26 protein-coding genes are annotated in these 22,041 nt (G+C 41.3%); 12 read left to right on the plus strand and 14 right to left on the minus strand.

The features are described 5' to 3' along the window. Window positions 1-51: 51 nt before the first annotated feature. The 11 genes from tsf to ACST13_RS08880 all read right to left on the minus strand — a co-directional run bounded on the left by tsf (window position 52) and on the right by ACST13_RS08880 (window position 8,086). Window positions 52-885, minus strand: coding sequence for a translation elongation factor Ts (tsf, locus tag ACST13_RS08830; protein ID WP_459461837.1), 834 nt, complete (start codon window positions 883-885; stop codon window positions 52-54). An 11-nt stretch (window positions 886-896) separates the two neighbouring features. Continuing rightward, entirely contained in the window at window positions 897-1,706 is an 810-nt protein-coding gene (gene rpsB / locus ACST13_RS08835) for a 30S ribosomal protein S2 (protein WP_459461839.1), read from the minus strand. A 76-nt stretch (window positions 1,707-1,782) separates the two neighbouring features. Beyond that, entirely contained in the window at window positions 1,783-2,172 is a 390-nt protein-coding gene (gene rpsI, locus ACST13_RS08840; RefSeq protein WP_459461841.1) for a 30S ribosomal protein S9, read from the minus strand. A 14-nt stretch (window positions 2,173-2,186) separates the two neighbouring features. Continuing rightward, window positions 2,187-2,630 (minus strand): 50S ribosomal protein L13, encoded by a 444-nt coding sequence (rplM, locus tag ACST13_RS08845; protein WP_459522831.1) that lies wholly within the window; start codon window positions 2,628-2,630, stop codon window positions 2,187-2,189. A gap of 223 nt (window positions 2,631-2,853) precedes the next feature. Further along, the gene (gene accC / locus ACST13_RS08850; RefSeq protein ID WP_459522832.1) at window positions 2,854-4,197 is read right to left on the minus strand and encodes an acetyl-CoA carboxylase biotin carboxylase subunit; all 1,344 of its coding nucleotides are present in this window, start codon (window positions 4,195-4,197) and stop codon (window positions 2,854-2,856) included. Window positions 4,198-4,200: 3 nt separating this feature from the next. Then, complete coding sequence (accB, locus tag ACST13_RS08855; RefSeq protein WP_459522833.1) at window positions 4,201-4,659, minus strand: acetyl-CoA carboxylase biotin carboxyl carrier protein; 459 nt, start codon at window positions 4,657-4,659, stop codon at window positions 4,201-4,203. A 36-nt stretch (window positions 4,660-4,695) separates the two neighbouring features. Beyond that, entirely contained in the window at window positions 4,696-5,259 is a 564-nt protein-coding gene (gene efp / locus ACST13_RS08860) for an elongation factor P (RefSeq protein ID WP_459461850.1), read from the minus strand. 6 nt (window positions 5,260-5,265) lie between these two features. Then, complete coding sequence (locus tag ACST13_RS08865; RefSeq protein ID WP_459522834.1) at window positions 5,266-6,267, minus strand: beta-ketoacyl-ACP synthase III; 1,002 nt, start codon at window positions 6,265-6,267, stop codon at window positions 5,266-5,268. 5 nt (window positions 6,268-6,272) lie between these two features. Next, window positions 6,273-7,217, minus strand: a complete 945-nt coding sequence (gene plsX, locus ACST13_RS08870; protein ID WP_459522835.1) for a phosphate acyltransferase PlsX — start codon at window positions 7,215-7,217, stop codon at window positions 6,273-6,275. Between the two features lie 126 nt (window positions 7,218-7,343). Further along, a complete protein-coding gene (rpmF, locus tag ACST13_RS08875; RefSeq protein ID WP_130895023.1) occupies window positions 7,344-7,535 on the minus strand; it encodes a 50S ribosomal protein L32 in 192 nt (63 codons plus the stop codon). Between the two features lie 14 nt (window positions 7,536-7,549). Further along, window positions 7,550-8,086 carry a YceD family protein gene (locus tag ACST13_RS08880; protein WP_459522836.1) on the minus strand — a complete coding sequence of 179 codons (537 nt, stop codon included), beginning with the start codon at window positions 8,084-8,086 and terminating at the stop codon, window positions 7,550-7,552. 88 nt (window positions 8,087-8,174) lie between these two features. On the opposite strand from ACST13_RS08880, the gene ACST13_RS08885 reads away from it, so the two are divergent. Together ACST13_RS08885 and ACST13_RS08890 are read left to right on the plus strand one after the other, a co-directional pair. Further along, the gene (locus tag ACST13_RS08885) at window positions 8,175-8,792 is read left to right on the plus strand and encodes a phosphatase PAP2 family protein (RefSeq protein WP_459522837.1); all 618 of its coding nucleotides are present in this window, start codon (window positions 8,175-8,177) and stop codon (window positions 8,790-8,792) included. Continuing rightward, window positions 8,770-10,383 carry an ArnT family glycosyltransferase gene (locus tag ACST13_RS08890; RefSeq protein WP_459522838.1) on the plus strand — a complete coding sequence of 538 codons (1,614 nt, stop codon included), beginning with the start codon at window positions 8,770-8,772 and terminating at the stop codon, window positions 10,381-10,383. Before ACST13_RS08885 ends, ACST13_RS08890 begins: the two co-directional genes overlap by 23 nt. Window positions 10,384-10,386: 3 nt before the next feature. Here ACST13_RS08890 and ACST13_RS08895 read toward each other — a convergent pair whose 3' ends face one another. Then, window positions 10,387-10,797, minus strand: a complete 411-nt coding sequence (locus tag ACST13_RS08895) for a nucleoside-diphosphate kinase (protein WP_459522839.1) — start codon at window positions 10,795-10,797, stop codon at window positions 10,387-10,389. 70 nt (window positions 10,798-10,867) lie between these two features. Here ACST13_RS08895 and ACST13_RS08900 point away from each other — a divergent pair, with 70 nt between their 5' ends. The 10 genes from ACST13_RS08900 (at window position 10,868) to ACST13_RS08945 (ending at window position 20,999) form a co-directional block, all read left to right on the plus strand. Continuing rightward, the gene (locus ACST13_RS08900; protein WP_459522840.1) at window positions 10,868-11,896 is read left to right on the plus strand and encodes a DHH family phosphoesterase; all 1,029 of its coding nucleotides are present in this window, start codon (window positions 10,868-10,870) and stop codon (window positions 11,894-11,896) included. A gap of 10 nt (window positions 11,897-11,906) precedes the next feature. Further along, window positions 11,907-12,746 (plus strand): FKBP-type peptidyl-prolyl cis-trans isomerase, encoded by an 840-nt coding sequence (locus ACST13_RS08905; RefSeq protein ID WP_459522841.1) that lies wholly within the window; start codon window positions 11,907-11,909, stop codon window positions 12,744-12,746. A gap of 4 nt (window positions 12,747-12,750) precedes the next feature. Beyond that, entirely contained in the window at window positions 12,751-13,596 is an 846-nt protein-coding gene (locus tag ACST13_RS08910) for an FKBP-type peptidyl-prolyl cis-trans isomerase (protein ID WP_459522842.1), read from the plus strand. A gap of 2 nt (window positions 13,597-13,598) precedes the next feature. Then, entirely contained in the window at window positions 13,599-14,477 is an 879-nt protein-coding gene (locus tag ACST13_RS08915) for an FKBP-type peptidyl-prolyl cis-trans isomerase (protein WP_459522843.1), read from the plus strand. Beyond that, entirely contained in the window at window positions 14,477-15,058 is a 582-nt protein-coding gene (gene rdgB / locus ACST13_RS08920) for an RdgB/HAM1 family non-canonical purine NTP pyrophosphatase (protein ID WP_459522844.1), read from the plus strand. Before ACST13_RS08915 ends, rdgB begins: the two co-directional genes overlap by 1 nt. Window positions 15,059-15,131: 73 nt before the next feature. Continuing rightward, a complete protein-coding gene (locus ACST13_RS08925; RefSeq protein WP_459522845.1) occupies window positions 15,132-17,651 on the plus strand; it encodes a DUF5686 and carboxypeptidase-like regulatory domain-containing protein in 2,520 nt (839 codons plus the stop codon). A 102-nt stretch (window positions 17,652-17,753) separates the two neighbouring features. Continuing rightward, window positions 17,754-18,398, plus strand: coding sequence for a glycerol-3-phosphate 1-O-acyltransferase PlsY (gene plsY / locus ACST13_RS08930; RefSeq protein ID WP_459522846.1), 645 nt, complete (start codon window positions 17,754-17,756; stop codon window positions 18,396-18,398). Window positions 18,399-18,417: 19 nt separating this feature from the next. After that, window positions 18,418-19,788 (plus strand): dipeptidase, encoded by a 1,371-nt coding sequence (locus ACST13_RS08935; RefSeq protein ID WP_459522847.1) that lies wholly within the window; start codon window positions 18,418-18,420, stop codon window positions 19,786-19,788. 1 nt (window position 19,789) lies between these two features. Continuing rightward, complete coding sequence (murQ, locus tag ACST13_RS08940; RefSeq protein WP_459522848.1) at window positions 19,790-20,614, plus strand: N-acetylmuramic acid 6-phosphate etherase; 825 nt, start codon at window positions 19,790-19,792, stop codon at window positions 20,612-20,614. Window positions 20,615-20,672: 58 nt separating this feature from the next. Then, complete coding sequence (locus ACST13_RS08945) at window positions 20,673-20,999, plus strand: c-type cytochrome (RefSeq protein WP_459522849.1); 327 nt, start codon at window positions 20,673-20,675, stop codon at window positions 20,997-20,999. A gap of 50 nt (window positions 21,000-21,049) precedes the next feature. Here ACST13_RS08945 and ACST13_RS08950 read toward each other — a convergent pair whose 3' ends face one another. Together ACST13_RS08950 and ACST13_RS08955 are read right to left on the minus strand one after the other, a co-directional pair. Beyond that, window positions 21,050-21,526, minus strand: a complete 477-nt coding sequence (locus tag ACST13_RS08950) for a GNAT family N-acetyltransferase (protein WP_459522850.1) — start codon at window positions 21,524-21,526, stop codon at window positions 21,050-21,052. A 4-nt stretch (window positions 21,527-21,530) separates the two neighbouring features. Next, entirely contained in the window at window positions 21,531-22,025 is a 495-nt protein-coding gene (locus tag ACST13_RS08955; RefSeq protein WP_459522851.1) for a DUF5606 family protein, read from the minus strand. Window positions 22,026-22,041 lie beyond the last annotated feature (16 nt).

The following is a 22,041-nucleotide window of genomic DNA, read 5'->3' on the forward strand; positions in this document are numbered from 1 at the left end:
AAAAAAAAGACCCACCTTTTCGGGTGGGCCTTTCCTATAATTCGAGTGCTATTAAACCAAAGAAATACGTTTGAACGATGAAATCGTTAAACCTTTTTGCGTTTGCTCTAATAGTTGACGAATCGTGATAGATGAGTCTTTTACGAATTGTTGGTTCAATAAAGTTTGCTCTTTGTAGAACTTCTCTAATTTACCTACCGCAATTTTCTCTAACATCGCCTCCGGCTTACCTTCTTGACGTGCTTGATCTTTTCCGATTTCGATTTCTCTTTCAATGGTCTCAGAATCAACGCCATCCTTGTCTAAAGCGACTGGTTTCATAGCGGTAATTTGCATGGCGATATCTTTACCTACTTCAGATACATCTGCTCCTTGAACGTTTTCGAATGCAACTAAAACACCGATTTTGTTATTCGAGTGAATATAAGAAACAACTTTCTCCGCTGTTACGTTTTCGTAAGCAGCTAAGGTAATTTTCTCTCCAATTTTACCAGTTAAGTCAATGATGTGACCTTCTAATGAACGTCCATCTGCTAATGGCTCAGCTAATAAATCATGCGCTGAAGGAGCGTGAGACGCTGCTGCTTTGTCAATGATTGTTTTTGCTAAGTTATTGAAGTCTGGCACTTTAGAAACTGGTTCAGTTTCACAAGCTAAAGCAATTATTTTACCATTAGAATGATCCGCATTAAGTGCTACTAAAACAACACCTTCATTCGTTTCATTATCTGCACGTTTCGCGGCTACTTTTTGACCTGCTTTACGAAGGAAATCAACTGCTGCTTCGAAGTCACCTTCGGCTTCTGTCAAAGCTTTTTTGCAATCCATCATTCCCGCGCCTGTCATTTGGCGTAACTTATTTACGTCTGCTGCTGTAATTGACATGTTATGAATATTTATTCTTGTTCTGCTTCTTTTTCGTATTTAGCCGCTACCTTAGCTGCCTCTTGTGAATCGTCGTCCGCTGCTTTTTTAGCTTCTACTTCTTCCGCCTCACGAGCATCATCTTTATCCTGCTTTCTTTCAGCTAAACCTTCTTCGATTGCTTTAGAAATAGCTGTGATGATGATAGAGATAGACTTGTATGCATCATCATTCGCTGGGATAGGGTAATCAACTAAGTCTGGGTTAGAGTTAGTATCGCACATAGCGAAAACTGGGATACCTAATTTCTTAGCCTCAGAAACCGCGATGTGCTCACGCTTAACGTCTACAATGAATAAAGCCGCTGGAAGGCGAGTTAATTCAGTGATACCACCTAACACACGCTTTAATTTTTCTTCTTCACGAGTTAACATTAAACGCTCACGCTTAGCGATCGTTTTAACAAGAACTTCGTCTTTTAACATTTTATCAATGCTAGACATCTTCTTGATGGACTTACGTACAGTCGCGAAGTTAGTCAACATACCACCTAACCAACGGTCAGTAACGTAGGGCATTTTTAATTTATCTGCTTCTGTCGTCACAATTTCTTGTGCTTGCTTTTTCGTTGCAACGAACATAACCTTACGGCCAGAACGTACAATCGAACGAAGAGCTGCTGAAGCTTCTTCTAAAGAAGAGATAGTTTTATTTAGATCAATGATGTGGATACCATTTTTCTCCATAAAGATATATGGAGCCATTTTAGGATCCCACTTACGAGTCAAGTGACCGAAGTGAACGCCTGCGTCAAGCAAGTCGTTGTAGCTTAATTGTGCCATTTTGGTTGTTTAAGTGTGAATAATATAAAAGTGGAAAAGGCATCGGCAACAGACAAGCCTTTTCCACGAACAAATCTTAACGCTTAGAGAACTGGAATCTCTTACGAGCTTTCGCACGTCCCGGTTTCTTACGCTCCACCATACGTGGGTCACGAGTTAAGAATCCTTCTTTTTTCAAAGGGGAACGTAATTCTGCATCTTGCGTTTGAAGTGCACGTGAAATCGCCATACGAAGCGCTTCAGCTTGTCCCTTGATACCACCGCCATCTACGTTAGCTGTTACATCAAATGAACCTACTGTGTTCGTTAAAGCGAATGGTTGATTAACAACAATCTGAAGAATTTCAGATGGAAAGTAATCAGTTAACATACGGCCGTTGATTTTAATCTGGCCTTTACCTGGTGTCATAGAAATACGAGCTACTGCTGTCTTTCTTCTACCGATTTTACTTGTTATTTCTGCCATTATCTTAATGTCCGTTAAAAGGTAATTACTTTAGGTTGTTGAGCTGCGTGAGGATGTTCTGATCCCGCATAAACGAATAAGTTGTGAAATAATTCACGACCTAAACGGTTTTTAGGTAACATACCTTTTACTGCTGATTCTACAACACCTCTTGGGTTCTTTACTAAAACCTCGCGTGGAGTTGCGAAACGCTGACCACCTGGGTAACCCGTGTGACGGATATACACCTTGTCTGTCATTTTCTTACCAGTTAAGCGAATTTTATCCGCGTTGATAACGATCACTTGATCGCCACAATCAACGTGTGGAGTAAAAGAAGGCTTGTGTTTTCCACGAATGATTTTCGCAATTTCAGAACAAACACGTCCTAAAATTTGATTTTCAGCATCTACAACAAACCAAGCTTTCTGTACAGTAGCTTTGTTTGCGGAGATGGTTTTGTAACTTAAAGTATCCACTTGTTTATAATTTAACTGTTTCAATCGTTTCCACCTAGACCACGGAATTTGTCTAAAGGAATTGATTATGACCTATTTTATCTTTCAAACGGGCATTCAATCGAAAAATGGGAGTGCAAATTTATAAAATCTTCAATTGATATGCAAGTGTCTAATTGAAAATGTTTTATAATAAAAAAAGGAGACCCGAAAGCCTCCTTTTTCAATCCCTGAATGGGCAAAATTATAAGTCATTCAAATCAAAAGTGTCCATGAAGGCCGTCGTGAATTTACCCGATTTGAATATCGGATCATCCATTAATTTAATGTGGAATGGAATCGTTGTTTTGATACCCTCGATCACGAATTCTTGCAAAGCACGTTTCATGCGAAGAAGAACCTCTTCGCGGCTTTGGCCTGAAACGATCACCTTAGCAATCATCGAATCGTAATTAGGTGGAATCGTGTAACCAGAATAGACGTGGGAGTCAATACGAACCCCATGGCCGCCTGGAAGGTGAAGATTCGTGATCTTACCTGGAGACGGACGGAAACCGTTCGCTGGATCCTCCGCATTAATACGACATTCGAGAGCGAATAATTTAGGGAAGTAGTTTTGGCCCGAAATCGGAATACCTGCTGCTACCTTGATTTGCTCTTTAATTAAGTCAAAATCTGTTACTTCTTCTGTAATCGGGTGCTCTACTTGGATACGTGTATTCATCTCCATGAAGTAGAAATCCCCATTTTTGTCCACTAAGAATTCAACGGTTCCAACACCTTCGTAACCGATGGCTGTCGCACCTGCAATCGCAGCATCCCCCATTTTCTTACGTAATTCGTCAGAAAGGGCAGGGGAAGGAGTTTCTTCACATAATTTTTGGTGACGACGTTGAATCGAGCAATCGCGTTCAGATAAGTGACAAACTTTACCAAATTTATCTCCTACGATTTGGATTTCAATGTGGCGAGGCTCCTCTACAAATTTCTCCATGTACATGGCATCGTTTCCAAAAGCCGCCGCCGATTCCATCTTCGCATCTTCCCACAATTTGTCAAATTCAGACTCCTCGCGAATGATACGCATACCACGACCACCACCCCCAGCCGTAGCTTTGATGATTACCGGGTATTTAATGGTTTTAGCTAATTCCTTCGCTTCCTCTACGGTGTCAATTAGGCCATCAGATCCGGGAATAACCGGAACTCCTGCCTTTTTCATCGTGTCTTTCGCCGTCGCTTTGTCCCCCATCGAATTAATCATCTCTGCCGAAGCACCGATGAATTTAATTCCATGTTCTGAACAAATGCGGGAGAATTCCGCGTTTTCTGAAAGGAAACCATATCCTGGGTGAATCGCATCTGCTCCAGTTACTTCTGCAGCCGAAATGATCGCCGGGATATTTAAATAGGATTGTTTGCTGGGTGGAGGTCCGATACAAACGGCCTCATCCGCAAAGCGAACATGTAAACTGTCGCGATCAGCAGTAGAGAAAACGGCCACTGTTTTAATGCCCATTTCCTTGCAAGTACGAATAATACGCAGGGCAATTTCCCCGCGATTCGCTATTAATATCTTTTTAAACATAGATTACGCTTTTTCAACCAAGAATAATGGTTGATCAAATTCTACTGGACTAGCATTATCAACTAAGATTTTAACGATCTTTCCAGAGATCTCTGAATCAATTTCGTTAAACAATTTCATCGCTTCGATCACACAAACGGTTTTACCCGGAGCGATTTCTGATCCTACTTCGATGAAATTATCTTTATCTGGACCAGCCGCTCTGTAGAACGTACCAATCATAGGTGATTTTACGGTGTATAAGTTATCTGCTACGGGAGCCGGAGCTGCTGCAACTGGAGCCGCTGGTGCTGCTGCCGCCGGAGCTGCAGCTGCGGGCGTTGTCGCCACTACACTAACTACGGGTGCTGCTTCGCTAAATTTCTTCACAGAGACCTTTAAACCCTCTGTTTCGATGCTAACCTCAGCTAGCGGAGACTTTGCGATATAATCAAGTAATCGCTGAATTTCTTTAGTATCCATTCTTTTTTATTAATTAAGCGCTACAAAGGTAGCTAATTATTTTACACGCTCAGCGTATGAATAGGTTCTTGTATCTACTTTTATTATTTCATCTTGTTCGATGAAAATAGGGACCGTAATCGTTGCTCCCGTTTCTACCGTTGCGGGTTTCTTCGGCGAGTTAGCCGTATCCCCACGAACGCCTGGTTCTGTGTAAGTTACCTTTAATTCTACGAAAGGAGGTAATTCACAAGATAAAGCGGCATCGTTTTCTGTATTTATCAAAATCTCTACTTCTTGGCCTTCTTTCATTAAATCAGCCATGACGCAAAGGTTCTCATTCAACAGAATTTGCTCGAAAGATTCTTGATCCATAAAATTGAATCCATATTCGTCTTTGTAGATGAATTGAAATTTTCTACGTTCTACACGCACTGGATAGATTGTCACACCTGAGTTAAAGGTGTTGTCTAATACTTTTCCTGAGCTTAATGAACGCAATTTAGTCCGAACGAAAGCGGGGCCTTTACCCGGTTTTACATGAAGGAATTCAATGATCGAATATAAATCGTCATTGTATTTAATCACCAAACCATTTTTAATGTCTGCTGTAGTTGCCATTTCTGTTTATTTAGGGTCGTATGCCCATTTAACGTAAGCTGATCCCCAGGTGAAACCTCCGCCGAAGGCTGCTAAGATCAAATTATCTCCTTTATTTAGTTTGTTTTCGTAATCCCAAAGACAAAGTGGAATCGTCGCCGCTGTTGTATTTCCATAATTTTGGATATTCAACATCACTTTATCGTCACTCACACCCATGCGGCTTGCTGTCGCATCAATGATACGCTTGTTTGCCTGGTGAGGCACTAAGTATTTAATATCATCGCCCGTTAAGTGGTTACGCTTCATAATTTCTTCGGAAACATCCGCCATACGAGTCACTGCAAATTTAAATACGGATTGACCTTCTTGGCGAATATAATGCCATTTAGCTTCGACTGTTTCTATCGTAGGAGGGTAGGCGCTTCCGCCCCCTTTTTGCATTAAGGCTTCACAGCCATCTCCGTCTGATTTTAAGATGAAATCTTGTACTCCCAAACCTTCGAAATTAGGCTCTAGCATAACTGCTCCAGCTCCATCCCCAAAAAGAATACACGTCGTACGATCTGTATAATCTACAATCGAAGACATTTTATCTGCTCCCACCACTACAATTTTCTTGTAACGACCTGACTCGATAAAGGCAGTTCCCGCTCCTAAAGCATTTAGGAAACCGGAACAAGCAGCGGCTAAATCGAAGGACGCCGTTTCACGGATGCCTACTGCCTTACAAATAAGGTTAGAAGCTGACGGGAAAAAATAATCTGGAGTTACCGTCGCGCAGATGACCATATCTACTTCTTCTGGCTTGGTATTCGTTTTCTTCAAGAGATCCTCTACGGCCTTAGCTCCCATAAAAGACGTTCCTAGGCCTTCGCCTTTTAAAATACGTCTTTCTTTGATGCCGGTACGCGAGGTAATCCACTCGTCGTTCGTGTCAATGATTTTTTCTAATTCTTGGTTCGTCAGCACATAATCCGGCACATATCCTGCGACTCCGGTAATGGCTGCACTTATTTTTTGGCTCATAATAATTATTGGTTCTCGATAGCGGCCTTAATTTTTCCGCAAACATCTGATTCTACGACGGATCTACATAATTTGATCATGTTTTGTATGGCCAAAGGACTCGAAGACCCATGCGCAATAATCACATTTCCATTAATCCCGATAATCGGGCTACCGCCGTATTTTTCGTAATTCGTATTCTCTATGAATTCATTCATGATTCCTTGGTCTTTCATGATCTTGTAAAGGGATTCGCCCATCTTCAAAATAATGTTTCCCGTAAATCCGTCCGTTACAATCACATCGGCTTTATTCTTAAAGAAGTCTTTCCCCTCTAGATTTCCAATAAAGTTAATCTTCTTATTTTCTTTTAAAAGGGCGTGCGTCGCTAAGGTAAGCATATTTCCTTTTTGCTCTTCTTCTCCGATACTCATCAAGCCCACGCGTGGAGATTTCTTTCCAGTCGTAGACTCAAAATACACAGAGCCTAAAAGGGCAAATTGGTCTAACATCTCTGGCTTGCAATCAGCATTCGCGCCAATATCCAACATTAATGCATAGGTGCCGTCCTCTTGAGGTACGAAACCGGCGATCGCTGGGCGAGAAATTCCTTCGATAGTTTTTACGGAAAATAAAGATCCGACCATCATAGCGCCGGTATTTCCCGCAGAAGCAAAGACGTCTGCTTTGCCTTCTTTTAAAAGATGAAACCCAACTCCGATGCTGGAATTGGGTTTTTGAGATAATGCCTTAGTCGGATGTTCACCCATTTCAATTACTTGGTCCGCATGAATGATGGTAATTTGCTTACCAGCATACCCGTGTTTCGCTAATAATTGCTCAATGGTGTCCTTAGGACCTACAGCTAGTATAGTGTCGTCGTTTGAAAGACTGGTTAACGATAAAAGTATTCCTTGTATTATTGCTTCTGGGGCATAATCCCCGCCCATCACATCAACGGCTATTTTCATTCAATTGTGTTTAATTACTAAATCTTTTGGCAAAAATAGTATTAAATTTAGTCAAAAAATAGCATTTTAACGGGATTTTTTCAGTTTTGCTGAAAAAACAGAGAAAAGCTGCAGTCTATCAGGGAATTACTTAACCGTGAATCCTTCTACGATCATTTTTCCTTTGTAGAACAAGTTTCCCTCATGTACGTGAGCACGGTGATAAAGGTGAGTTTCGCCTGTTTGTGGATCTACTCCTAAATGCTTAGGGGTTCCAAAATCATGCGCTCTTCTTGTATCACGACGAGTAGTAGAGATTTTTCTTTTAGGATGTGCCATGGTATTGTTATTTATTAATTATTATCTGTTAATTTTTTTAATGCTGCCCATCTAGGATCCATTTCTGGCTCCTGATCTGCTTTATCGTCTTCCGGGTCTGTTGTATAAATCAACTCGCCATCTACGTCTTCTTCTAAGGGTTTTACGAACCGCGGGTGCAATTTTTTCATAGGCACCTGCAAGGCAATGAAATCAAATAAATCTTGCGATAAATCTAACTTAGGGGACTTTCTGTCTAGTAAGAACAAATTATTTCCCATGTCTTCATTGTGATCCGAGAATTTATAGATAATCTTCTCATCTAGGAGAATAGGGAATTCAAATTCTTCATTCGATCGGTCGCAAATTAATTTCAAATGACCCTCAATGATCAGTCTAACCTGAATCATGGTGGCCCCTTTATCTAACGTCACTTTTGCGTTAAATTCGCCTTTTTGTACCCATTCCTGCTCGAAAGCAGCGAAAAACTCGTCGTTACCTGTGAAGGAATACGGGTATACTTTATCCTCTAAAGAAAGTATCGGTATCTGGTATGCTTCTAGGACGTTCATTTTCACTCTTGGGTAAAAAAGAATGCGAAATTACGAAAATATTCGAAAACAGCAATAGATGGAGATAACAAATTCGTAATTTCGGGCTATGAAGCATTGGACTCCGGCTGCAAAAGCTTTTTTAGGGATCTTTTTTATTTTTGAAGTGATAGGCTGGCTAGGAGTAAGCTCATTTACGCGCCTTGATCAACTGCTATTTATCAATGGAAATCATTCCGCTGCTGCCGACCTTGTCTTCCAAGCACTAACTTCCATTGCTGAAGTGGTTTTGCCCACCCTGTTTCTGATTTACTTGTTTCGTTTTCGAAAAGAATACGCTTTGCCTTATGTCTATTCCTGTGCTTTTTCTACTGCGTTGATTCAAGGCTTGAAGCATTTCGTGTTTGCGGAGTCCTTAAGGCCTTTGGCTTATTTTGCAAACTCAGGTGTTAAATGGCATATCATTCCCGGTTTGCTGATCAGTGAATATAATTCGATGCCTTCAGGACACACGGGGGCCGCTTTCTTTGTGTTTTTCTGGATAGCGGTTTTACTACGTCGTTTCTCCGGGGGCCTAATAGCTGGTTTATTAGCCGTGGGAGTGGCCTATTCTAGAGTCTATTTATTTCAACATTTTCCGGTGGATACCCTGGTGGGTGCAGCCATCGGCACCGTGTCATCTTATTTATTTTATACCCTGATCTATGCTAAAAGCCCTTCAAAATAAACCCTATCTTTTCTGGGCTCTCGTAGGTGCAGCGATCTATATCCCTTTTTTGGGATCAACACATTTATTCGATTGGGATGAGGTGAATTTTGCTGAATCGGCACGGGAGATGATTGTGACAGGGGATTTCTTTAGCGTCCAAATCAATTTTCAGCCCTTCTGGGAGAAGCCCCCTTTGTTCTTGTGGTTGCAGGCATTGAGCTTCCTGGCCTTTGATTCTTTTTCAGGCCAATCCGATATTTCGATGGAATTTGCGGCCCGTTTCCCCAATGCAGTAATTGGCATTGCGACGCTTTGCACGCTGTATGCCATTGGAAAGAAGACTTGGAATGAGAATTTTGGTCATCTTTGGGCCTTCTCCTATTTAGTGGCGATTACCCCGCATGTGTACGCGAGTTCGGGGATTATTGATCCGCTTTTTAATCTGTTAATTTTTCTGGGCGTTTATTTTTTCGCTGAGTTTTTTAAGGATTCTAGCCGCTTTCAAAATGTGATTTTAGCTGGTATTGCCATCGGTTTAGCGTTGTTGACTAAAGGTCCCGCAGCATTATTACTTTGGGCTTTGACGCTGTTGGTGGTGGGATTATTTTATCGATCGCGTGTAACAACTCGTTTATTCACAGGAGCGGTCGTAGCAGGTTTGATCTCTGTTTTATTTTTCGCTGCCTGGTATGGACTGATCGCCTATAAATTTGGCTGGCAGATTATTGAGGATTTTTTCACCTACCAAGTTCGCTTGATGACGACGGGGGATGCCGGACACGGACAGCCTTTCTATTACCATTTTGTGGTGTTGTTGATTGGCTGCTTTCCAGTCTCGATTTGGGCAGGCGCACATTTGTTTAGATGGAAGCGAGAGGAGTTAGATTTCTCGAACTGGATGAAAGTGTTGTTTTTTGTGGTGCTGATTCTATTTAGCATCGTGAAGACGAAAATTGTACACTATTCTTCGATGTGCTGGATTCCATTGACTTATTTTTCTGCACTTGTTATTCAGGAATGGCAATGGGAAGGATACCGGTGGAATTGGAAGAATATGACAGCGATGGGATTGGTTGGGCTGCTATTGGCGGTGGTTTTGACGGCCGTTCCTTTAATAGGTCAAAATGCGGGTGTCATCATTCCTTACATTCAAGATGTTTTTGTGCAAGGGAATTTGCATGCGCCGGTTTACTGGGCGGGATGGGAGTTTTTAATCGGGGTGGTTTATGGTATTTCGGTGATCTATTTTTTGTTCACGAAGAAATTGCATTCGCTGATGTCCGCGTCGATTATCGTTATTATGACCTATATGGCGGTGGTGGTTCCTAAAATCGAGGGCTATACCCAGGGAACCGTGATTGATTTTTACATCGCAAAAGCAGGACAAAAAGTCTACATCGAACCCGTCGGATTTAAGTCCTATGCCCATTTATTATATTTCCAAAAGCCCACAGAGACACCCGCTGGCGATGTGCTTTTAGCCGCAAAGAAACTGGATAGACCTGCTTTTTTTATTATGAAAGCGGATGCAGAAGACCGGTTTAAGTATCACCCTAACCTGATCTTCTTAAAAGAAGAGAATGGATTTCTCTTCTACAAACACCGCTAATTTTTAGACTCCTGGGAAGAAGAATGCGCCTTCGATGGCCGCATTTTCATCTGAATCGGATCCGTGGATGGCATTTACCTCAATGGATTTGGCAAAATTCTTCCGAATAGTCCCATCCGCCGCATCTGCCGGATTTGTCGAACCGATCAACTGACGGAAATCCTCCACTGCATTTTCTTTCTCCAAAATCATCGGAATGATTTCTCCCATCGTCATGAAGTCGCATAGGCTTTGGAAAAAAGGACGCGCTTGATGTACCGCATAAAATTCGGCTGCTTGCGTTGGGCTCATCTGCAATTTAGTAAGAGCTATAATTTTGTATCCGGCTTTCTCAATCTGTTGAATGATAGCTCCAGTGTGACCTTCTGCAACCGCATCCGGCTTAATCATGGTAAAAGTTCTATTTGTTGACATGGGTATAATTTTCAACAAATTTATCTTTAACTTTGCGTTCGCCCAAATTTATTTCTGGCAAAACCATTTTATGACCTCCATCTCTGAGTTAAAATCCCAGCTAATTCCCGGCACAAAAGTCGTGATCACCGCCCATTTCAATCCGGATTCGGATGCCATAGGTTCGACACTAGCTTTTCAAGGGCATTTAGCAAAAAAAGGTATTCAGGCTACGGTGGCGGTACCTTCTGCCGTTGCGGGCAACTTACAATGGATGCCGGGTGCGGCGGATATTTTGACCTATGATGAGCTGCTTCACAAAGTGCAAATTGATGCGCTAATAGACGAAGCAGATTTTATTTTCTGTTTGGATTTTTCCGGCATTCAAAGACTCCATAACATGGCGCCTTTGGTGCGTAAGTCGAGGGCAAAAAAGGTGGTGATTGATCACCATTTGGATCCGGAGGACTTTGGCGATTATTATTACCATCGGACGATTGCTGCCTCCACCTGCGAATTAATCTATGATTTAATCTTAGAATGGGGTGATGAAACTTTGTTAGACACTTCCATCGGATCCTGTTTATATTCCGGTATAATGACCGATACGGGTTCATTTCGCCACCCAAACACGACAGCTCATGTGCATACCATAGTAGCTGACTTAATTCGTTTAGGGGTGAATACAAATGAGGTGCATCGCAAGGTGTTTGATTCCTCGAGTATTGATCGCTTGAAATTCATTGGACATGTATTAGGCCAAAGAATGGAATACTTACCCGAGTACCACCTAGCTTTTATTTGGATAACTGCGGAGGATTTAACAAAATTTAATTCGCAAGCTGGCGACACGGAAGGTATCGTAAATTATGGTTTGCAAATTGCTGGCTGTGTCTGGTCTATCCTCATGATTGAGCGTCCAGATGGCGTGAAGCTATCTTTTAGGTCTATTGAACCATTTGCAGTAAATGAATTTGCGTCATCTTATTTTGAGGGCGGAGGGCATAAGAATGCGTCTGGCGGACGTTTTTCTGGTGGAACTTTAGCGGATGCGAAGAAAAAACTAATGGAAGTGTTACCTTTGTATCTTTCTGAAATAAATCGAGTTAAAAATCTATAAAACTAATATCATGCGTAAACAACTAGGAGTGATTTTATTAGCGGCAATGGCACTAGCATCGTGTAACAATGTCGAAGTAGTAGACGGAGTTAAAATCCAAAAGCACGAACATGACGATAGCGCCGCTAAATTAAAAGAAGGTGATATCATTACGTTTGATTTAGTTATCAAAAATGCGGCGGATTCTACTATTAAAGATTCCCGCAAGGAAGGAAAGCCTTTACAAGATTTAGTTCCCCCAGCTGCTGCTGCAGGAGCATTTAAAGGATCTTTTGAAAACGGTCTTCGTCTATTATCGGTAGGGGATAGCGCAACTATCTTTGTTCCAGTAGACAGTTTATTTAAAGATGCGAACCAACAAGTTCCTCCCTTCTTGAAGCGTGGAACTGATGTTCGATTCATCGTAAAAATCAAGAAAGCACAATCTCGTGCAGATTTCGAAAAAGACATGAGCAAATTAGCGGCAGAGCAAACAGGCAAAGACGCTAAATTAATCGAAGCTTATGTAGCAGGTTCGGGTAAGAAATTTACTAAAACATCGACCGGCTTATACGCATCCATTTCAAACCCTGGTGCTGGCGAAGGTCCTCAAATGGGAGAGTCATGGGAAGTGAACTATATCGGTACTTTCTTAGATGGAAAAGAATTTGATAAAGGAGCAGGAGTAGCTATGCCACCAGTAGGTCAATTAGTTCCAGGCTTTAATGAAGCATTAATGTTATTGAAAAAAGGGGGTAAAGGTACATTTGTGATCCCATCAGCTTTAGGCTATGGCGCTCAAGGTGCTGCTCCACGTATCCCTGCAAATGCTATCTTAGTATTTGAATTAGAAGTATTGTCTAAGAAATAATTGAATGAAAGTTTTCGGATTCTTATTTATTGCCTTTTTTACGTTTTCCTGTCTGTCTGATATTGCCTTAGAGGACGATGTGAATGCGAAAGAAAACCAAACACAAATTTTAGCCTACTTTGCTGGTCAAAGTCAAAGCCCATCTTCCCTGGAGAATGGAGGCTATTATTTTGTGACTAAATCGAATCCAGCAGGGGAATTAGCGTCCAAGGGCGACACGCTTTACGTACATTATGAGTTCTCTAACTTGGTGACAGGAAAGGTGCTTGATAGTACAAATCGGGCGACTAATTCTCCTTATTTTTTCCGGTATGGCTATGCAAATCCTGTTTTCGCTACCTTAATGTCAGCCTTGCGCGAAGGAGAACAAGCCACTTTAGTTTTACCAGGAACAGCTCAGGCATTTCCCGATTTACCGGTTTACACACCTATGAAGGTGAAAATAAAATCCTATATAGTTCGTACTCAAGATGATTTGATTCGGGAGTACATCGCTCGGAATGCTTTTACAGTTACAGAAACTCAAACAGATGGACTTCGTTACATTCGTTTGAAAGCAGGTACTGGAGAAATTCCTGCTAAAGGTAAAATTGTTAAAATTAAATACATAGGGCGTTTTTTAAGTTCTAGAGCTTTCGATGGCAATATGTCTCGTACGGATAGTATGAGCGTTACCATCGGTGGAACCCAGACGGTACCCGGTTTTCAAATGGGTATCGAAAAAATGCGTCTGGGGGAGAAGGCAGTTATTGTTTTCCCATCAGCTCTTGGTTATGGGGTGAATGGAAATAGCAGCATTCCCGGATTTACACCTTTAAGTTTTGAAATCTACCTCGCTAAAATTGACTAGTTATGTTGAAGTATGTTGTTTTATTTTTCGCTTTGGCGACGGGTTTAACGAGTTGTTCTGTAGAAAATCCAGTAGAGCTAGAGGTTTCTAAGAATGATTCTGACATTCAGAATTACCTGAAGCAGCGTAACTTAACGTATCAAAAAACAACAGATGGGATGTATTATTCTATCGTTCCTGCCGGAGCTTCTGTCACTCCCGCTGTGGCAGATTTGGTTACCTTGCATTATAAATTGACTTTATTAGACGGAACTTTCGTTGATTCTACCTCTAAAGTAGCAAATCAGTCGAAGTCGATCGTTTATGGGGTTTCACAAAGTATGTTTGCCTTGCCTGTTTCTCTGATGAAGGTAGGGGATAAAGGGACGTTTTTACTTCCTTCTTCACTTGCATTTGGGGGTAATACGTTTGGTAATGTTCCTGCTTATTCTGTTATAAAGGCAGACGTCGAAGTAGTTTCAATAAAAAATGAGTCTGCTCAAATCAGTTCCATGCAAACGGTCTATGGTTTTTCTAATCCAGAAAAAACAGCTTCTGGTTTAGTATTTCAAAAGACGCTAGAAAATCCTACGGGTGCCGCAGTGACTACGGGTCAGTCTATCAAAATTAATTATTTAGGTCGTTTAGGTTATGGTTATATCCAAACTGATGCCAGCAATAAGGTAGTTTATGATTCGAAGTTTGGATCTGGTACCTTAACCTTCATTGCGGGTACAGGTCAATTGATTTCCGGTTTCGAGGAAACTGTTTTAAAGATGAGGGTGGGTGAAAAAGCGAAAGCCATCTTGCCCTATAAAATCGCTTATGGTACTGCAGGGAATTCATCTATTCCAGGATATTCTCCTCTTTACTTTGAAATCGAAGTGGTTTCTGCACAATAATGCGTCCCATTCTTTATTTAGCTACCCAAAACAAGCACAAAGTCGAAGAGCTTAGTTCTTTGCTGCAGGATCATTTTATCGTGCGTGATTTAAGCACCTTAGCCATTACAGAAGAAATTCCAGAGACAGGCGCTACGCTGGTGGAGAACTCCCTGCAGAAGGCACGATACATTGCCGAAAAATTCCATGTCTCTTGCCTTGCAGATGATTCTGGTTTAGAAGTGGAGGTATTAGCTGGAGCTCCAGGAGTTTATTCTGCTCGCTATGCCGGAGAACCCAAAAATGATCAAGCGAACCTCGAATTGCTTTTAAAGAATCTTGTCGGAATAGCTAATCGCCGCGCGCGCTTTGTGACCGTCTTAACCTATTTTCATGATGGAGCCTATCATTCTTTTGAGGGAGAGATTCAAGGAGAGATTGTGGAGGCCCCTCAGGGTAACCAGGGTTTTGGATATGACCCCATTTTTCAACCAGAAAATGAAGAAAGGACTTTTGCTGAAATGACTTTAGCAGAGAAGAATCTAATCGCACACCGGGCTCGTGCATTGGAGAAATTCATCAACTTCATAGACGAAAACTAGAAATGTGCCGACGAATAGTGGATTATTCAAATCCCTTGCTATTTTTGTAGTTCTTGCATTATAAAACCCCTCCATGAAATTGAAATTCAGCATTTTGCTGTTGTTTTTCTTGTCGTTTGCAGTCATTCCGGTCTTAGGTCAATTCGTGATTAAAGGTCGTGTGACTGATGCTAAAAATGGAGATCCCATTCCTTTTGCCTCGGTTGGTTTAGTCGGTATTAGTCAAGGAGCCACCACGAATTTTCAAGGGGAGTTTTTATTGAATTCAAAGTATTCAGCTGACAGTCTTTTTGCTTCCTTTGTGGGATACAAAAAGCGGGTTAAAAAAATTACGCGCGGGTCTAAAAACCAAGAAATTGATTTTCAGTTAGATCCAACAGGCCGCGAAATGGCGGAAGTGATTGTTTATTCGGGTGAAAATCCAGCCTTCAAAATCCTTCGTGGAGTTATTCGAAATCGAGAGATAAATGATCGTTCGAAACTAAATGCCTATGAATACGATTCCTATGCGAAGATGGAGCTCGATGTAGATAATATCTCGGAGAAATTCAAGGAGAAAAAGGTAATGAAGGATATTGAGGCCGCGATTAAGAAATTTGAAAAAATCGCCGGAGAGGATGGTAAATTAATTATTCCGACCTATATCTCAGAGTCCTTGGGTAAGTTTTATTATTTAGAGAGTCCTCAGCGTAAAAAGGAAACAATTTTAAAGACCAATATTAAGGGTGTAGGGGTAAAAGATGGTTCACTAATTTCTCAGTTAGTGGGTGGTAATTTAGTGGCGAATTACAACTTCTACCAAAACTTTGTAGGCTTCTTCGGCAAGGACTTTGCAAGTCCGATTGGCGATAATTGGAAAGCTAGTTATAATTTTTTCTTAGGCGACACAGTTAATATAGATGGCCACGTTTGCTACCAGATGGATTTTGATCCCAAGAATCCGATGGATCTAGTCTTTAATGGCCAAATGTGGATTGATACAACCTCCTTTGCATTAGTTCAAATCGATGCATCTGTGGATAAAGGGGCAAATTTGAACTTTATCGATAAGATTAAGATATCTCAAGAATTAGAACAAACGAGTTCAGGAGCTTGGTTACCAGCCAGAACAAGATTCCTCATTGACCTGGAGGAAATCACCAAAGGAAGTGCTGGAATGTTGCTGAAAATGTACATTTCGAATAAGAATTTTGTGGTAAATAAACCCCACGAAGTAGGGTTTTATGATTTAACTTCAGAGGTGGCGGAAGATGCGATGCAACCTAATCCTGATTTTTGGAAAAATGCGCGGCATGAACCTTTAAGTACACAAGATTTAATGGCATCGGCCTTGATTGATTCTGTTAAAAATCTACCCGTAGTCCGAACTTATGTCGAAATTGCGGAGATTGTTTTAAGTGGTTATAAGAAGTTTAATGATATCGAAGTAGGTCCCTATGTTTCTAGTTTTGCGATCAATAAAGTCGAAGGGGCACGTTTCCGCCTCGGATTCAGAACCAACGCGAATTTCGATAAGCATTGGATTTTGCGGGGTAATGTTGGTTTTGGTACAAGGGACCTAGTTCCTAAATACGCCATTGAAGTGAATTATCTTTTCTCTAAAAAGAAATGGACAGTAGCTGGGTTAAGACATTCCTATGATATCGAACGAGTGGGTTTAACGCCTGAATTAATCGGAGACAATAAATTATTTTATGCCTTCACGCGCTGGGGAGCCTTTTCAGGGGCCTTCTTTAGACGCGAATCGGAGGCCTTTTTCTCTTCCGAACTTTTCAAAGGTATAACGGTGACCACGTCCTTAAATACACGCTCATTTGATCCTTTATTTCGCTTTCATTACCGATTAAATCCAGAGTTAGGAGCTGCCTCTGCGGTACAAGATTATTACCAAGAAACCTTAGCCACCCTGGAATTGCGTTTTGCTAAAAATGAAACGTTTATCATGAATGGAAATGAGCGGATTACGTTAGCTACTAAACGAATTCCAGTGATAACATTAAAGTACCAGCATGGATTTAAAGGATTTTTAGGTGGGGATTTTACCTATGACCGGGTGACGTTGAAGGCCTACCAAACCTTTCGTTTAGGCACATTAGGTCGTTCTGATTATACCTTTACGGCGGGATACACTCCATCTAATTTACCAGCCCCATTATTATTCCCCCATTTAGGAAATGAGACATTTTTCTTCGTGCGCTCCGCCTATTCAACGATGAGTTATTTTGAATTTGTGAGTGATCAATATGCTTCAATACAATACAATCACAATTTCGACGGACTATTTTTTAACCGCATTCCGCTCATTAAGAAATTGAAATGGCGCTTTATTGCCTCTGGAAATATTCTGATGGGAAGCCAACGTTCTGCTAACCGTGATATAATGAAGGATGTAAATAGTCCATTACGTTCCAAATTCTTAGATCAGTACTCCTTTGATTCCTTAGATCCCAATAAACCCTTTGCTGAAGTGGGCTATGGAATTGATAATATTTTTAAGATTTTTAGAATTCAAGCCTTTCATCGTTTGACCTATTTGGATCATGGAAATCCACAAAAATTCCGGTTAATGGCTTCGATAAATTTTTCTTTTTAGAACATTATGAAGAAGAAAGTTTAAACATTTCAAGAATGTTTATCATCTAGTTGATTTCATAAGTTCGAGCACCTATATTTACAAGGTTACATCAATTCCAATATGATATTAATTCTCGTGGGACTCTCCTTATTAAGTTACCTGTTAGGTTCTATCCCGACAGCTATTTGGTATGGTGATCGCTACCATGGTATTGATATTAGACAGCATGGTAGTGGTAATGCAGGAGCCACGAATACCTTTCGGGTATTAGGAAAAAAAGCCGGATCAATTGTGCTATTTGTGGATGCCTTAAAGGGTTTTGCAGCAGCTAGTTTAGCGACGGTGTTGTATACGTTTGGTGTTGTAGATTGGCAAACTTGTGTTACGTTAAAGATTCTGTTCGGATTCTTAGCTATTATTGGTCATCTGCTTCCGGTTTTCTGTGATTTCAAAGGAGGAAAAGGAGTAGCCACCACTTTAGGTATGGTTATCGCCTTGCATCCGCAAGCGGCCTTAGCGAGTAGCCTAGTCTTTTTACTTGTTTTTGGGTTTTCGCATTATGTCTCTTTAGGATCGATGGTTACTTCGTTAATCTTTCCCTTATTGCTTCAGTTTAGCGTTTTTGGCAAAGAAGAACCCATATTGATTTATTTTGGATTTATTATTTCCTTTTTAGTGATATTTACGCACCGTAAAAATATCGGTCGAATTATTTCAGGAACGGAAAATCGGATGTATCTTATTACTCGAAAAGGTCGTTTATAGCCTAACAATTTCATTTATTATGCAATCAACACACGAATTTATTGCCGCTCAAAAGGATCGGTTTTTAGCGGAGCTATTAGACTTATTGCGAATTCCATCTGTTTCTGCGGATCCAGCTTATGCTAGGGATGTTCGAAAAGCAGCGGAATGGGTAGCAGATAATTTACAAAAGGCCGGAGCCGATAAGGTGAGACTGGAAGAGACCGCTGGTTTTCCGATTGTATATGGTGAGAAAATGGTGGATCCAGCGGCTCCTACTGTTTTAGTTTATGGACATTATGATGTTCAGCCAGCTGATCCCTTAGAACTTTGGGATAATCCTCCCTTTGAACCGGTGATTAAAGACGGCGTTATTTATGCGCGTGGTGCTTGCGACGATAAGGGCCAGGTTTTTATGCATGTGAAGGCCTTTGAATCAATGCTGGCATCTGGCAACCTTGCTTGTAATGTCAAGTTCATGATTGAAGGAGAAGAGGAAATTGGATCAGATAATCTAGGCAATTTCGTAGCAGCGAATAAAGAATTATTAAAGGCGGATGTGATATTGATTTCAGATACCGCCATCATTGCGAATGACATTCCTTCCATCGACGTGGGTTTACGCGGTTTAAGTTATATGGAAGTTGAAATTCAAGGGCCTAACCGCGATTTGCACTCCGGTGTCTATGGCGGTGCGGTGGCGAATCCGGTAAATATTTTATGCCAAATGATTTCCTCCCTGCACGATGAGTCTAATCACATCACCATCCCAGGTTTTTACGATGGGGTGTTAGAGGTGAGTGCGGCCGATCGGGCAGCTATGGCTCAAACGCCCTTTAATTTAGGCGCTTATGAAAAAGATTTAGGTATCGACACCGTTTACGGGGAAAAAAGATTTACGACATTAGAGCGTGCTTCCATTCGTCCTACCTTAGATGTGAACGGTATTTGGGGTGGATATACAGGAGAAGGTGCGAAGACCGTTTTGCCATCGAAAGCGCAGGCAAAAATATCGATGCGTTTAGTTCCTAATCAATCATCAGAGGAAATTACCCGCTTATTTACAGCGCATTTTATTTCCATTGCTCCTAAAGGGGTAAAGGTGAAAGTGACCGCTCACCACGGTGGAGAGGCTTATTTGATGCCGACCGATAGTGTGGCTTTTCAAGCGGCATCGGATGCGTTGACGACAACTTTTGGGAAGGTTCCTGTACCTACGCGTGGAGGAGGAAGTATTCCGATCGTGGCGTTGTTCGAAAAAGAGTTAGGAATTAAGTCGATCTTGATGGGTTTTGGTCTAGATTCAGATGCTATTCACTCGCCTAACGAGCATTATGGCTTATTTAATTTTTATAAAGGAATAGAGACGATTCCTCATTTCTACCAAAAATTCGCAGATTTATCGAAATAATATGGCTGAGAATCTAAGTGCTTTAGCGACTGAATCATCCTCGACTTACCAGGATTTAGAACTGCAATCGGTCGATACCATTTTGCGCCAAATCAATGTAGAGGACAAAACAGTTCCATTTGCTGTGGAAAAGGTCATTCCGAAAATCGAGGCTTTGGTCCATGAAATCGTGAAACGTATGAAGCAAGGTGGCCGCCTTTTTTACATAGGAGCCGGCACTTCTGGACGCTTAGGTGTGGTAGATGCTTCTGAATGTCCACCTACCTATGGCGTGCCGCATGATTGGGTCATTGGAATTATTGCCGGTGGTGATTCGGCGATTCGCAAGGCGGTAGAAAATGCGGAGGATGATGAAAAGCAGGCTTGGGTCGATATGGATGCCTATAAAATCGACAGTTTGGATACGGTTATCGGAATTGCTGCCTCTGGAAGAACGCCTTACGTTGTGGGTGGTTTACGGGATGCAAATGCGAAAGGGATTCTAACGGGTTGTATTGTTTGTAATGCAGGAAGTGTGGTCGCAGCCGAAGCGCAATATCCGATTGAAGTAATCGTAGGTCCGGAATATGTGACAGGAAGCACACGTATGAAATCAGGTACAGGCCAAAAACTCGTACTTAACATGATTTCCACCGCTGTTATGATTCAACTAGGTCGCGTGCGGGGGAACAAAATGGTCGATATGCAATTGAGTAATCATAAATTAGTGCTTCGCGCTATTCGAATGGTTTGTGAAGCGACTGGCGTAAGCGAGCAGCAAGCAGCAGAACTTTTAGAAAAGCACGGAAGTGTTCGGAATGCAGTTGATGTAATTCAAACAAAATAAATTGGGATAATAACGCTTTAATCGCTTTATTTGTAACATAATTAATCTACTACCTCCAATGAAAAACATATCTAAACTTATTTTAACCTTTGTATTCGGAACAATGCCTTTTGGATTTCAAGCAAAAGCGGAAGATTTTCCGGCAGATATCAAACCTTTAATGACAAAATATGCGTGCTCTGCTTGCCACAAAGTAGATGCTCGTTTAGTAGGCCCAGCTTATAAAGATGTGGCTAAAAAGAAATATTCAGTGGACAAAATAGTTGCTTTAATTGCAAAGCCTCAACCAGCTAACTGGCCCGGATATCCTCCAATGGCTCCGATGGCTAATGTTCCTAAAGAGGATGCAGTTAAATTAGCTAAATTTATCAACTCACTACGCTAGTTAAATAGACAATAAAAAAGCCCTCGAAGAAATTCGAGGGCTTTTTTATTTTAGATTTCTTTCAGCATCCAAATATCACAACCGCAATGGCCGCTATTACCTAAGGGTCCATCCAGTGGTTTAAATCCCACTTTTTCATAAATGGAAACAGCTTTTGCTAATTCCGGCATGGACTCTAAATAAACTTGGGTGTAGTTATTTTCCTTCGCCCAGATCATCGATTTTTCCATCAATTCTTTACCTAAACCCGTTCCTCTGGCCTCTTTTGCAACATATAGCTTTACAAGTTCGCAGGTTCCTTCTGGTAAATTATCCGTAGGGTAGATTCCGCACCCTCCTACTATTTTATCGTTTAATATAGCCACATAAAAATAAGAGCCCGGCGTTCGGAATAGTTCGAATAAAGCATCGGTCGTAGGATCAAAATAAACCGTACCTGGTTTATTAGCACCAAACTCCGCCAATGCTGTCCGAATTATATTCGCCAGTGCTTGATTATCTCCGGGTTCGATGGGCCGAATTTGCATGGTTTTATTTTGCGGCTTTCTTCGCGGCTGGTTTTTTTACTGCTTTTTCTGCAGCTACTTTTTCTACCTTAGGCGCCTTTTCAGCTTTCGCAGTTGCTGGGAATAATTCCGGAGCATTAGTCACTAAAATCAGGTACCAGCTTAAGATTTTTTTGATATCTGAAGCGAAAACGCGATCAGAATCGTAGTTAGAAACCACCTCAGCTAAGGTGCTAAATAATTCAACATCACTTGCTTTCTTCGGTTCTATGGGTAAGTTTCCATTGAATTTAGCATGGATTTGTAAGAATAAATCTGCCAAAGGTAAGGTGCTATCTTGGTGATCATCTAAGTACAAAGAGATGTCTTTTAACACGGAAATACGTGTTTGGCCACCTACCACTGATTTATGTTTTGCAGCATCTAACGTCTCTACAATCACTCCCGTTCGTGTAGGTTTTAGCACTTTGTACAATCCACTTTTTCCCGAGATATGGGCAACTTCATTCAATAAATCCATGTTTTTTAGCTTGTTA

Source organism: Aquirufa sp. A-Brett2-W8, from assembly GCF_054558755.1.

Bases quoted from the DNA above. Each gene is read 5' to 3' on its own strand.
- ACST13_RS08880 (WP_459522836.1), bottom strand. From the start codon at position 8,086: ATGAACGTCCTAGAAGCATACCAGATACCGATACTTTCTTTAGAGGAT.
- efp (WP_459461850.1), bottom strand. From the start codon at position 5,259: ATGGCAACTACAGCAGACATTAAAAATGGTTTGGTGATTAAATACAAT.
- rpsI (WP_459461841.1), bottom strand. From the start codon at position 2,172: ATGGCAGAAATAACAAGTAAAATCGGTAGAAGAAAGACAGCAGTAGCT.
- ACST13_RS08950 (WP_459522850.1), bottom strand. From the start codon at position 21,526: ATGCAAATTCGGCCCATCGAACCCGGAGATAATCAAGCACTGGCGAAT.
- rpmF (WP_130895023.1), bottom strand. From the start codon at position 7,535: ATGGCACATCCTAAAAGAAAAATCTCTACTACTCGTCGTGATACAAGA.
- ACST13_RS08945 (WP_459522849.1), top strand. From the start codon at position 20,673: ATGAAAAACATATCTAAACTTATTTTAACCTTTGTATTCGGAACAATG.
- ACST13_RS08935 (WP_459522847.1), top strand. From the start codon at position 18,418: ATGCAATCAACACACGAATTTATTGCCGCTCAAAAGGATCGGTTTTTA.
- ACST13_RS08865 (WP_459522834.1), bottom strand. From the start codon at position 6,267: ATGAGCCAAAAAATAAGTGCAGCCATTACCGGAGTCGCAGGATATGTG.
- accC (WP_459522832.1), bottom strand. From the start codon at position 4,197: ATGTTTAAAAAGATATTAATAGCGAATCGCGGGGAAATTGCCCTGCGT.
- rdgB (WP_459522844.1), top strand. From the start codon at position 14,477: ATGCGTCCCATTCTTTATTTAGCTACCCAAAACAAGCACAAAGTCGAA.
- ACST13_RS08925 (WP_459522845.1), top strand. From the start codon at position 15,132: ATGAAATTGAAATTCAGCATTTTGCTGTTGTTTTTCTTGTCGTTTGCA.
- ACST13_RS08890 (WP_459522838.1), top strand. From the start codon at position 8,770: ATGCTAAAAGCCCTTCAAAATAAACCCTATCTTTTCTGGGCTCTCGTA.
- ACST13_RS08910 (WP_459522842.1), top strand. From the start codon at position 12,751: ATGAAAGTTTTCGGATTCTTATTTATTGCCTTTTTTACGTTTTCCTGT.
- ACST13_RS08905 (WP_459522841.1), top strand. From the start codon at position 11,907: ATGCGTAAACAACTAGGAGTGATTTTATTAGCGGCAATGGCACTAGCA.
- ACST13_RS08915 (WP_459522843.1), top strand. From the start codon at position 13,599: ATGTTGAAGTATGTTGTTTTATTTTTCGCTTTGGCGACGGGTTTAACG.
- ACST13_RS08900 (WP_459522840.1), top strand. From the start codon at position 10,868: ATGACCTCCATCTCTGAGTTAAAATCCCAGCTAATTCCCGGCACAAAA.
- ACST13_RS08895 (WP_459522839.1), bottom strand. From the start codon at position 10,797: ATGTCAACAAATAGAACTTTTACCATGATTAAGCCGGATGCGGTTGCA.
- ACST13_RS08885 (WP_459522837.1), top strand. From the start codon at position 8,175: ATGAAGCATTGGACTCCGGCTGCAAAAGCTTTTTTAGGGATCTTTTTT.
- accB (WP_459522833.1), bottom strand. From the start codon at position 4,659: ATGGATACTAAAGAAATTCAGCGATTACTTGATTATATCGCAAAGTCT.
- plsX (WP_459522835.1), bottom strand. From the start codon at position 7,217: ATGAAAATAGCCGTTGATGTGATGGGCGGGGATTATGCCCCAGAAGCA.
- tsf (WP_459461837.1), bottom strand. From the start codon at position 885: ATGTCAATTACAGCAGCAGACGTAAATAAGTTACGCCAAATGACAGGC.
- murQ (WP_459522848.1), top strand. From the start codon at position 19,790: ATGGCTGAGAATCTAAGTGCTTTAGCGACTGAATCATCCTCGACTTAC.
- ACST13_RS08955 (WP_459522851.1), bottom strand. From the start codon at position 22,025: ATGGATTTATTGAATGAAGTTGCCCATATCTCGGGAAAAAGTGGATTG.
- rpsB (WP_459461839.1), bottom strand. From the start codon at position 1,706: ATGGCACAATTAAGCTACAACGACTTGCTTGACGCAGGCGTTCACTTC.
- plsY (WP_459522846.1), top strand. From the start codon at position 17,754: ATGATATTAATTCTCGTGGGACTCTCCTTATTAAGTTACCTGTTAGGT.